Source organism: Dyadobacter sp. (genome assembly GCF_039919315.1).
In the GTDB taxonomy this organism is placed as follows: Bacteria; Bacteroidota; Bacteroidia; order Cytophagales; family Spirosomataceae; genus Dyadobacter.
Genome location: NZ_JBDSFX010000099.1, coordinates 33451 through 44157, shown reverse-complemented (window position 1 = coordinate 44157; position 10707 = coordinate 33451). Strand labels below are relative to the sequence as shown.

At 46.1% G+C, this 10707-nt stretch carries 9 protein-coding genes; 5 read left to right on the top strand and 4 right to left on the bottom strand.

Annotated elements, in window-relative coordinates; all coding sequences use genetic code 11:
• Window positions 1-54: 54 nt before the first annotated feature.
• Window positions 55-1179: a radical SAM family heme chaperone HemW gene (gene hemW, locus ABIO93_RS28925; protein ID WP_348073500.1), complete on the bottom strand. Its 1125-nt coding sequence runs from the start codon at window positions 1177-1179 to the stop codon at window positions 55-57.
• Window positions 1179-3251 carry a TonB-dependent receptor gene (locus tag ABIO93_RS28920; RefSeq protein WP_348073499.1) on the bottom strand — a complete coding sequence of 691 codons (2073 nt, stop codon included), beginning with the start codon at window positions 3249-3251 and terminating at the stop codon, window positions 1179-1181. The genes hemW and ABIO93_RS28920 overlap by 1 nt, the downstream gene beginning before the upstream one ends.
• A 263-nt stretch (window positions 3252-3514) precedes the next feature.
• Here ABIO93_RS28920 and ABIO93_RS28915 point away from each other — a divergent pair, with 263 nt between their 5' ends.
• Entirely contained in the window at window positions 3515-3973 is a 459-nt protein-coding gene (locus ABIO93_RS28915; RefSeq protein WP_348073498.1) for a hypothetical protein, read from the top strand.
• 70 nt (window positions 3974-4043) lie between these two features.
• On the opposite strand, the gene ABIO93_RS28910 is transcribed toward ABIO93_RS28915, so the two are convergent.
• Both ABIO93_RS28910 and ABIO93_RS28905 read right to left on the bottom strand, forming a co-directional pair.
• Window positions 4044-5000 (bottom strand): arginine deiminase-related protein, encoded by a 957-nt coding sequence (locus tag ABIO93_RS28910; protein ID WP_348073497.1) that lies wholly within the window; start codon window positions 4998-5000, stop codon window positions 4044-4046.
• Between the two features lie 78 nt (window positions 5001-5078).
• Window positions 5079-6548, bottom strand: coding sequence for an arginine deiminase family protein (locus tag ABIO93_RS28905; protein ID WP_348073502.1), 1470 nt, complete (start codon window positions 6546-6548; stop codon window positions 5079-5081).
• Window positions 6549-6805: 257 nt separating this feature from the next.
• On the opposite strand from ABIO93_RS28905, the gene sufC reads away from it, so the two are divergent.
• The 4 genes from sufC to ABIO93_RS28885 all read left to right on the top strand — a co-directional run bounded on the left by sufC (window position 6806) and on the right by ABIO93_RS28885 (window position 10706).
• On the top strand, window positions 6806-7564 hold the full coding sequence (sufC, locus tag ABIO93_RS28900; protein ID WP_348073496.1) for a Fe-S cluster assembly ATPase SufC: 759 nt from the start codon (window positions 6806-6808) through the stop codon (window positions 7562-7564).
• Between the two features lie 61 nt (window positions 7565-7625).
• Window positions 7626-8945 carry a Fe-S cluster assembly protein SufD gene (sufD, locus tag ABIO93_RS28895; RefSeq protein WP_348073495.1) on the top strand — a complete coding sequence of 440 codons (1320 nt, stop codon included), beginning with the start codon at window positions 7626-7628 and terminating at the stop codon, window positions 8943-8945.
• A gap of 90 nt (window positions 8946-9035) precedes the next feature.
• A complete protein-coding gene (locus ABIO93_RS28890) occupies window positions 9036-10262 on the top strand; it encodes a cysteine desulfurase (RefSeq protein ID WP_348073494.1) in 1227 nt (408 codons plus the stop codon).
• 60 nt (window positions 10263-10322) lie between these two features.
• The gene (locus tag ABIO93_RS28885; protein ID WP_348073493.1) at window positions 10323-10706 is read left to right on the top strand and encodes a DUF5618 family protein; all 384 of its coding nucleotides are present in this window, start codon (window positions 10323-10325) and stop codon (window positions 10704-10706) included.
• The last annotated feature ends 1 nt before the right edge of the window (window position 10707 follow it).

Below are 10707 nucleotides of genomic sequence, written 5' to 3'. Positions count from 1 at the left end.
TTGTGCACAATGCTTCGGCTCCGCTCAGCTTGACAAACGATGTACAAGCATCTGCTAATCAATAAACAAATCGCTGGCGATGCGGTCGGCGAAGAGTTTTCCTGATTCGGTCAGATATAATGATTGGGTATCTTCCCATATCCAGCCGCTGGCCGACATTCTTTTCAGGTCCTCGGCGTGCACCATTCGGAATGTTCCGCCCGACAACAGTTCTAGTTTTTCTCTATTAACCCCCCATTTCGTCCTCAGCCCGGTGAGCAGATACTCATTGGTTTGATCGGCCACCGATAACTGCTCGATGGTGGCAGGAATGGTGCTGTTTTGAATCGCTTTCAGATACTGGGCATTGTTGGAGACATTGTACTCGCGGCTGCTTCCATTGTAGGAATGCGCGCTAGGCCCGACGCCCAGGTAGGGGTGCTGCTTCCAGTAGGAGCTGTTGTGGCGGCTATATTGTCCGTTTCGGGCAAAATTGGAAATCTCGTACTGTTCATAGCCGTTTTCAGCCAGTGATTTGATCAGGATTTCAAACTGACGCGCCGCGAACTCTTCATCAATGGGCTGGATTTTCTTCTTTTTAAGCCAGCTGCCAAAGGCGGTCTGCGGTTCAATGGTAAGACAATAAGCTGAAATATGTGAAATGTTCAGCTCAAAAGCCTTCTGAATGTCGTCCTTCAATATTGCGTGGCTATCGGCGGGAATGGCGTAGATAAGGTCGATGGAAATATTGTCAATACCAATGTCTTGTGCCGTACTCACGCATTGCCCAGCCTCGGCAGCAGAATGGATGCGGTTCAGGAATTTTAAATGCGGCTCGTGAAAGGACTGGATCCCAATGCTGAGCCTATTGATTCCGGCCGCGTGAAACTGCCGGAGTTTGTCTTCGTTCAGATCGTCCGGATTGGCTTCTAATGTAATCTCGGCATCTTTTGCTACTGAAAAATGATTGTGGATCGTTTCCAGCAGCAGCCCGAGCTCGGCCTCATCGAGCATGGAAGGTGTTCCGCCGCCAAAATAAATGGTTTCAATCTCTTTCCCGGGCAGGTAATCTTTGCGAAGCACAATCTCAGCTGCAATCGCTTCTACAACAGCACGTTTGTTTGAAGTATTGGTACTGAAATGAAAATCGCAGTAATGGCAAGCCTGCCGGCAAAAAGGAATATGAAGGTATAAATGCATTATTTAGTATTTTTCTGCCACTCCCAGCCCACTTTCACACCTGCCCAGACATTGTTTTTCGGAGCCGCATTGAAGTAACGGTTCCCGAATGCATTCAAATCATAGCCCAGACTGTAGATCCCTGCATTGACTTTCTCGGCCGACGCTGAGAGTTCGCTGTAAAAATGTTGTCCCCAGCTTTTCTTCCAGCTGATGCGGGCAGTCCATTGATTATAAGATGTGTTTTTAACAGTATTGGCATCATTCAAATAAAATGAGTCGCCGTGCTGGTAAGTAACGTAAGCCGAAAGGCCGTATTTGAACAATGCATCCAGACCTGCATTCTGAGAGAAGCGTGGGATTCCGGGAATCAGTTTACCACTCAGGTCCACTTCGGCTTGCTTGAAGTTTTCGAAGGTATATTTGGTATAAGTACCTGCATTCCAGATTTTGAGCATCACCGGCAGCTGCGGATCTGAGAGAATTTCGTAGGCAACAGTCCATTCCAATCCTTTTTGCTTGGTTTTTCCCGCATTGATAAAATATTCCGCGCCAGCTTCATTGGTCCTTCTGACGATGGTTTCTTTCAGCCCAAAATGATAGGCGCTGATCTCACCGGTAATGCGTTTCCCGGTGCGTCTGATGCCCACTTCCACATTCGTACCTCTTTCTGCTTCCAAATCTTTGCGGAAACCTCCTGCCGACGGTCGAACTTCCTGCAAGGTAGGAGGGGAGAAACCGCCGCTGTAAGATGCGGTAACTGCCCAGTTTTTGGCAATGACCTTGTTGGCTGCAAAACGTGGAATGAATATGCCGTCGAAGGTGCGCTGTTCCTTGCTATATGGCAAAGCAAAAAAGCGTTCGTATTTGTATTTGAATGTGTTGTAGCTTATGCCGGCACTTAGTGTCAGATCTGTGAAGAAAACTGCTTCCAGCTGGCTGAAAACAGATAAATTGGAAGTTCTGATGTCTTCCACGGTTTGCTGCTTGCCGGGCTCGCCACCCGTGTTATCATAATTTCGCTGCGCTGATTTGCCATACTGCCATTCAAAGCCGCTGGTCCAATTGGTTTTCACGTTTCCGATCTGCGAGCGGTTTTGCCAAATATTTCTGCCGCCGATCCCATTCTCGTCCCTTTTTTCATAATTGGAAATAAATGGATTGGCAAAATCAGTGAATGTCGCGTAAAGTGCAGTGGACTGGGTCCAATTGTCGGAAAGCTGCAAAACGTAGTTGCCGCCCAGCATGGCCAGTTTGGTGTAGATGGCCGCCTGCTGCGCCTCGCTGCCCGGTACGGTCGCAGTGGACTGGCGCGCGAGCTTGGGGTCCTTCTGGTATTGGGCAATGTTGATGCCGCCCGGCGTCTGATAATACAGGTCGGAATACATTCCTAGCAGCGACAATGTGCCTTTTTCACCGATTTTGGAAGAAGAAGTAAATCGGATCGCATCCCTTGTCATAGCGCTATGGTTACGATAACCATCCTGCTCGCTATGGCCATACTGGATAGAAATATCGCCGATCTGTAAAGTTGAATTCCGGCTCTGAAAGCCATATTTACCAAAACTGACACTTTGCTCGGCACGGTTTTGAAACTCATTGTCAGCATGGCTTTGCAGCAGTACCACGCCGCCCGTACCTGCTCCATAAAGGCTGCTTCCAGGCCCTTTGATGATCTCCATACTTTGAATTGCCCCGTAATCCAGCGAGTTCAGGGGCGTGTTGCCACTGGCGTCCGTGAAAGGGATGCCGTTCCAGTAAAACTTCACATTCCGCACACCGAACGGGCTTCTGATCAGGCTTCCGCGCACCGAAAACCGGTAACTACCCGGCGAGCGCTCCTCCATTCTCACGCCCGGAAGGGTATTGATCGCATTGGTCCAGGTGGTAGCGGAAAACCGGTTCAGAGTTCTCGCACTTAGCAGGCCTACGGTTGCCGTGGTCGTGAGTGGGTTGGTTTTTGATTCAAAGGCATTAATGGTGAGCTCCTGCAAATCGCGGGCTTTCAGGCTGTCGCTCTGGGCCGATGCTTTCCCGGGATTAATAAAAACGATTAAAGAAATGAAGAGGCTAGGAAGATAAAATTGGCGCATAACGAGTGAGATGGATATCAATAAAATACAAATCTGATCATAAAAGGGAATACTGTCAAGATATATACCAGTCATAACCTCTCAGATGGCGTTGTAGTTCATGGGTTTCCGGTGAAAAACGATGAAAACTGAAACGGGCCAGCCAACTTTTGAGCATTATTTTCTACAAAATCATCGGCTGCATGCGTATAGCGGTTTGGTAGGGTTTTTGTAATTGAATTCAATAATATTATTTATCAAATGAATTTATTAAAACCTCGAAAATGAAAAAGATCACCTGGATGGTAGCTTCCATGCTAACCTTGGGAATGCTGACACTGACAAGCTGTTCCGAAAAAACAAAAGATTCTGCCAACGAGACTGTCGCAGAGGCTAAAAACGATATGGAGGAAAATGTAGACGAAGCCAAATCGGACATCAAAGAAGCAGGCAACGATTTCGAAGCAAAAGTAAAAGAGGACAAAGAATCTTTGAAAGAAGATATAGACGAAGCGGTTGCTAAGCTTGACAAGAAAATCGATGAAGCTGATGCGAAGATCGACAAGACAACCGACAAAGAAAAAGCCAAATGGCAGGAACGTAAAAAAGAACTGAACAACGAAAAAGAAGACCTAAAAGCTTCTTGGAAAGAGGTTCAGGACGAAACTGCTGACAAATGGGATTCATTCAAAGCTAAAACTCAGGAAAAAATTGCAAAAGCAAAGGCGGACCTGAAAGATTAAGCAAAAAATTTAGATAGGGTTACCAATAGTGAAAAATGCTCCTCTTTTGGGGAGCATTTTTTTTGTGCTTTTACTTGATAGGTAAGTGTATTTCCGTCATCATACACCGGGCAGAGCCGCCCCCATTACCCTCGATCACAGACAGATCAGTGTGTAGCAACCGGGCGTGCTCACTGAGCGCCTGGCGCTGCTGCTGGCTTAGTGAATCATAAGCATGGGTGGACATGACCAGAAATTTATTGGATTTATCGTCCTTGACCATCAGCATATTACCGGCAAAGTGCCTGACCTGCTCCAATGTAATTTCGATGATATCTTTTTTGGTTTCTTCCAAAGCTGAACGCACGAGGTAACGTTCGTCCGGATTTTTGATCGCTTCCAGGCATACTACTGCGAAAATATCGCCAATGCACATTAGCACATTGGTATGGTAAATCGGTTTGTCGTTTTCATCGGAGGCCGAAAAGGCAACGATCTCGTAGCCGAGCGCGTCCGCGAATGCGTGTAGTACCTCTATATGTGTACGCGGGGACAGGCAGGCGTAGGCGATTTTGTAGCGGCGGTCCAGGACCATACTTCCGGTACCTTCCAGGAATTTGCCTTGCGCCTCAAAATGGGTCAGATCTATTACTTCCTCAACATTAAAATCATCGGCTAGCCTGTCTATAATGTCCAGTCTTCGCTCAGCGCGGCGGTTTTCGGCCATCATCGGGTAGAGTACCACTTTGCCGCTCTGGTGAAATGAGACCCAATTATTGGAAAACACAGCATCAGGTCTGTAAACATCTTCGGTATCTTCAAAAATATGCAGATTGACGCCCGCTTTTTTCAATTGATCAATCATCAGGTCAAATTCCTCTTTTGCAATTTGCTGGGCCGTTTCTCTGGTACTTTGGGCAAAAGATTCCTGTTGAAACTCGTTGCTTTCGGCAGTTTGTTCATTAAAGCCAAACCTGACCGGCCTGATCATCATGATCCGCGAGGTAGATTGTGGCTGAATTTGAGTGGATGAAGTGATAACGCGCATAGGAGTATTTTTTCTAATGGTAAGCCTACTGCAATTTACGACCGAAATATGGCGATTACAATATTAAAGTTCACCGAACTACGGCTCCCGCAATATGGGCATGCTCATACAATGCGATCCGCCCCGCGCACGGGAGAGCTCGGCTGACGGAAGCGTAATGAATGTATCCGTTAATGTGATCGGGGATAATTCATCATTTTCAAATTTATCAAGCAGCTCTTTGACGCTGATCACCGAAAACCCTAGCTTTTTAAAAGCTTCCAGCGTCCTGTCATTTCGATCATAACCTACGACGACACCGTCTTTTAACGCCAGTAAGTTGCAGGAATCGGTCCATTGCTCGCGTTCACCATAAGGGAATTCGTTGTCTCCCGAATAAATAAACCTGACCGGTTCTTTCGATCCCAGGTCTTTCTCGCTGATCTCGGCCAGCAGATCTTCCAGGTTCTCGATTTCCCGGGGCTGATGCTGATTGCCTTTTACAAATTGTAATATCCTGAATTCTTTATTGGTATCGGCGGGCGCAAAGAAATGCAGCACATCTTTTTTTCGCGCCTCGTCACCCAGCCTGGCCAGTGAGCCAAGCAGTACCCACACATTTTTTTTGACCTGCGTAAAAATGGTGTCAATGTGCATATAGTCCCGCTTTTTAGGGATTTTGATGATGGTGATCTTGTCAACCACATTTTTATCAAATAATATTTTCATGACCTGCTGGGCGGCGTAGATTGATGTTCTTTCGCTGCAGCCGATCAGCAAATGGTTAGGAGCGACCATCATGACATCTCCGCCTTCGAGAGTACAGCGGTGATAATCGCTGGCTTTTTCGTCGTCGGGCAAAAGAAAATGCCGCTCATTTTCAGGTATTTCAATGAGATTTTCCCGGATATGAGCAAACATAGGATGATAAAAAAAGACGAACTGCGCCAGAATCGATTCCCTGGTGCGAGCAGTCTTTGCAGGCTTATTGAGCAGAATGTGGTCATTGATAACAATACCAATGTCGCGCATGAATATCAGGTTGGGCAGCGGGGCGAAGAGCATTCTTTTATCTGAGTAGGAGCCTGAAATGAAGATTTTGGCCAGCTCGTGCGGATCATAGGCATTCAGCTCCTGCTGGATCCGGTAGGAACATCTTTCTATTCCACAAATGGCCGCCGTCAGCTTGACGCGCACATCATCGTTTTCAAGGATCTGACCCAGCAGTTTTTGAATGTCAACCACGCGGTCTGAATCGTAATATTCTTCCGAGCCGGGGATGAAGAAGGAGCGCGTGGGATCATGGTCAATTTGGCTGAGTTTCCCCTTGATTTTATCAGGGTCCAGAAAGTACAGCAGCAGCTTTACATAGTAGTCATATTCCCCCCGTCGCATGGTATCCAGGTGGACGATGTCTTCAAAAAGCCAGTCCTGGGCTTTGCTGGGCACTACTTTACCCAGGCCCCGGTCGGGGCTATGGATGAGTAATCTCTTTAAAGTACCCGTTTCGGAGGAAACGTTGATTGCATTACCCGGTAATGCGTTACCGGATGTGGAGCCTGTTCTCATATACGAAGTGTTGGAAAGCCTTTCTCGCAAAGTAAATCTTTCTTTACCAATTAAAAACAAGCCCTGTTTCAAGGAGTTCATAATGTGGGTTTTCCAGCGAGAAATATATAATTCCGGGGAACAAGGCTGCCTCTAAAAAGGTTAATGAATATACAAGTAGGAAGTTTGCCGTCTTTGACATTCATTTTCTTTTACGCTTAAAGCGTGTTACTTTTGCGGTAAATTACCACGAACTATATATTAAGGATTAATTAGTTATGCTCTCTATTAATGACTTGCGTGCCTCAATTGAAGGTAAAGAAATATTAAAAGGCATTAACCTGGAAGTCAAACCGGGTGAAGTGCATGCGATTATGGGACCCAATGGTTCCGGAAAAAGCACTTTGGCATCTGTTTTAGCTGGAAGAGAGGAATACGAAGTTACTGGCGGGAGTGTTGTTTTCGACGGAAAGGATATTTTGGAAATGGCCCCGGAAGAAAGGGCGGCGGAAGGTATTTTTCTTGCATTCCAATATCCGGTCGAAATTCCAGGTGTAACCACCATTAATTTTCTAAAAACTGCTGTTAACGAAATTCGTAAATATAGAGGCGAAAACCCGCTGGATGCCGCTCAGTTCCTGAAAATGGTACGTGAAAAGGCCAAGCTGGTGAGCATGAACGATTCGCTTCTGAAACGTGCATTGAACGAAGGTTTTTCGGGCGGTGAGAAAAAAAGGAACGAAATCTTCCAAATGGCAGTACTCGAACCGAAACTGGCCATCCTGGACGAAACAGATTCCGGTCTGGATATTGATGCATTACGTATTGTGGCAGAAGGCGTTAACTCGCTTCGCTCTCCGGAACGCGCAACCATTGTGGTAACCCACTATCAGCGTTTGCTGGACTACATTATTCCTGATTACGTACACGTGCTCTACAAAGGACGCATCGTAAAATCCGGGCCGAAAGAACTGGCACTGGAACTGGAAGAAAAGGGTTACGACTGGATCAAAGCGGAAGTTGAAGCCGTTGGTTAAGAAAAAAGAAGGTTTGGCCTTGCTGTAATTCTTAACATTAAAAGTACATATTACTACATCAATGAGTACCGAAACAATAGATTTGAAAACCAGGCTGATCACGGACTTTCATGCCCGTGAGTCCGTAATGAATGGTGAAGCCTCTTCGGCTTTTCATCAAAAAAAACGTGCAGCCCTGGCTCAGTTTGATAAGTTGGGTTTCCCGACTCATCGTAATGAAGAGTGGAAATATTCCAACGTAAAGGACCTGATCAGTGTTAATTACAACTTCAATGCAGACAGTGCCCTGGGGCTTGCCGAATTGGAGGATCTCAACATTCCCGAGCAGGAAGCTAACATTATTTATTTTGTCAACGGGCATTATAACCCGGCATTGTCCCGACTCATATCTGCTCAGGATCAGATCACGATTGAGCCGCTCTCAGAAGCTTATAAAAAGAACCCTACCCTGGTTAATACCTATTTCAATGAATTGGCGCACGAAGCGGACGATGCTTTTACAGCATTGAACACAGCCTTTGCACAAGACGGTATTTTCATACACGTAGCCGATCATCAAACGGTGGAGCATCCTGTGATCCTTCGCTTTGTGAGTGACGCGCGGGTACAGAATGTAGGTAGCCAGCCCAGAAATGTTATTGCTGTGGGCCGTAATGCACACGTGAAACTGGCGGAAGCGTTCCGCACTTTGGGCGAGCAGCGCTCATTTACCAACGTGGTTACAGAGATTTTCGTCGGTGAAGAAGCGGGTGTGGAGTATTATAAAGTGCAGAATGAAAGCGATAATGCTTACCACATCGGAACTACCCAGGTGAGAATGCTGGACCGCTCGCAGTTTTACGCAGGCACCGTGACGCTCAACGGACGTTTTACACGCAACAACCTCAATATTATCCTGGATGGAGAGCGCTGTGAAGCACATATGTATGGACTGTACTTCCCGGACGGCACGCAGCACGTTGATAACCACACGGTTGCCGATCACCGCAAGCCTAATTCTGAAAGTAACGAGTTATATAAAGGGATTTTAAGGGATAAGGCAAAGGGCGTTTTCAATGGTAAAATATTTGTGCGTCCTGATGCTCAGAAAACCAATGCGTTCCAATCTTGTAAAAATATAGTATTGTCCCCCGAGGCGACAATGAACACCAAGCCGCAGCTTGAAATTTTTGCGGATGATGTCAAATGTTCCCACGGGACTACCACCGGCCAGATCGACGAGGAAGCATTGTTTTACATGCGTTCACGTGGGATTTCAAGGCCGGAAGCACTGTCACTATTAATGTTTGCTTTTTGTGCAGATGTCGTTTCTCAGATCAAGATCGATTCAGTTCGGGAATATCTGGAAAATGTGATCGCCCAGAAGCTGGCTTCAAAATAATATCCCGCGGTTTTTACAGAGGATACCAAACTTATTGCTACCCAACCTTCAATTTTTTGGGTTGGGTATTTTTCTTAAATACCCATGACAATGAGCAACAATCTCAATATAGCCTCAATCAGAAACGATTTTCCGATCCTCAATGAAGTCATTAACGGAAAACAGCTGGTGTATTTTGATAACGCGGCCACAACTCAGAAACCGCGATTGGTACTGGATGCACTGGCAGGATATTATGAGCATTACAATGCCAATATCCACAGAGGTATTCACCATTTGGCAGAAAAAGCAACTTCTGCTTTCGAGCTCTCGCGCCGCAGATTGCAAACCTTTTTAAATGCAGAATTCGCCGAAGAGATCATTTTTACCTACGGAACAACCGATGGCATCAATCTGGTCGCTTCCAGCTATGGCCGCAAGTTTTTAAAAGAGGGCGATGAAGTGATCATTTCCACCATGGAGCACCATTCCAACATTGTGCCCTGGCAGATGCTCTGTGAAGAAAAAGGGTGCGTTCTGAAAGTGATTCCTATCAATGACGATGGTGAGCTATTGATGGACGAATACGAAAAGCTGCTCACCGAGCGCACTAAATTTGTGTCGGTAGTGCACGTTTCCAACTCACTAGGAACAATTAATCCCGTCAAGGAGATCATTGAAAAAGCGCATAAAGTAGGAGCGAAGGTACTTTTGGATGGAGCCCAGGCTAGTTCTCACATTCACCTGGACGTTCAGGATTTGGATTGCGATTTCTATTCGCTTTCCCTGCACAAGATCTACGGCCCGACCGGAATGGGGATTTTATATGGTAAAAAAGACTTGCTTAACGCGATGCCACCTTACCGCGGCGGCGGGGAGATGATCAAAGAAGTGACTTTCGAAAAGACTACTTACAATGAGCTTCCCTATAAATTCGAAGCCGGAACGCCCAACATTGCCGATGTAGTGGCAGCCAAGTACGCCCTGGATTATGTGGATACTTTGGGCAAATCTAACATTGCTGCTCATGAACACAAACTGCTGACCTACGCCACTGAGGCTGTGAGCGAGATCGAAGGTTTGAGAATTATAGGTAAAGCCAAAGAAAAAGTAAGCGTGCTCTCTTTTGTAATAGATGGAATTCATCATCAAGACATTGGGGTATTACTGAACCAGCAGGGCATTGCGGTACGTACGGGGCATCATTGCACGCAGCCGCTGATGAATCGATTCAATATTTCCGGAACCTCGCGCGCCTCATTTGCTGTTTATAACACGATCGAAGAAATCGATCTATTGGTAAAAGGCCTCCATAAGGTCAAGAAAATGCTTGGATAATTTTGCTTAAATTCACCCGGCCCGGCTGGTCTCCTTGTTGAAACTAAACTATATACACATATGCCCAACACAGTACAGGAAGCGAAGCGTTATCTGGATAATGCAAAGGAGATTTTAAGAGAGAAAGCTAAGAAAGGAGACGGCTATTATGAGGACAGAAAATATGTGAAGCTCGCTGGAAACGCTGCCTATACTGGTATTTTAATAGCACTAGACACGCTGTTTGAAAACAAAGCGAAGGGTAGGAAGGACGTTGATTGGTATAAAGAACGAATAGCGGATAAGAAAGTGTTCAATGCTTTTGATAGTGCACATGACACGCTTCATTTAGCAATGGGATACGATGGTAATCGTTCGGTCGAAGTGTCCACTGCTGGTATTGAATTAGCAGAATCTATCATTAACTGGGTTGAAACTAAGACAGCAATTGCTCAAACTTCATGAA

Excerpts from the sequence above, each read along its gene's own strand:
- hemW (WP_348073500.1), bottom strand. The coding sequence starts at position 1,179 with ATGCATTTATACCTTCATATTCCTTTTTGCCGGCAGGCTTGCCATTAC.
- ABIO93_RS28920 (WP_348073499.1), bottom strand. The coding sequence starts at position 3,251 with ATGCGCCAATTTTATCTTCCTAGCCTCTTCATTTCTTTAATCGTTTTT.
- ABIO93_RS28915 (WP_348073498.1), top strand. The coding sequence starts at position 3,515 with ATGAAAAAGATCACCTGGATGGTAGCTTCCATGCTAACCTTGGGAATG.
- ABIO93_RS28910 (WP_348073497.1), bottom strand. The coding sequence starts at position 5,000 with ATGCGCGTTATCACTTCATCCACTCAAATTCAGCCACAATCTACCTCG.
- ABIO93_RS28905 (WP_348073502.1), bottom strand. The coding sequence starts at position 6,548 with ATGAGAACAGGCTCCACATCCGGTAACGCATTACCGGGTAATGCAATC.
- sufC (WP_348073496.1), top strand. The coding sequence starts at position 6,806 with ATGCTCTCTATTAATGACTTGCGTGCCTCAATTGAAGGTAAAGAAATA.
- sufD (WP_348073495.1), top strand. The coding sequence starts at position 7,626 with ATGAGTACCGAAACAATAGATTTGAAAACCAGGCTGATCACGGACTTT.
- ABIO93_RS28890 (WP_348073494.1), top strand. The coding sequence starts at position 9,036 with ATGAGCAACAATCTCAATATAGCCTCAATCAGAAACGATTTTCCGATC.
- ABIO93_RS28885 (WP_348073493.1), top strand. The coding sequence starts at position 10,323 with ATGCCCAACACAGTACAGGAAGCGAAGCGTTATCTGGATAATGCAAAG.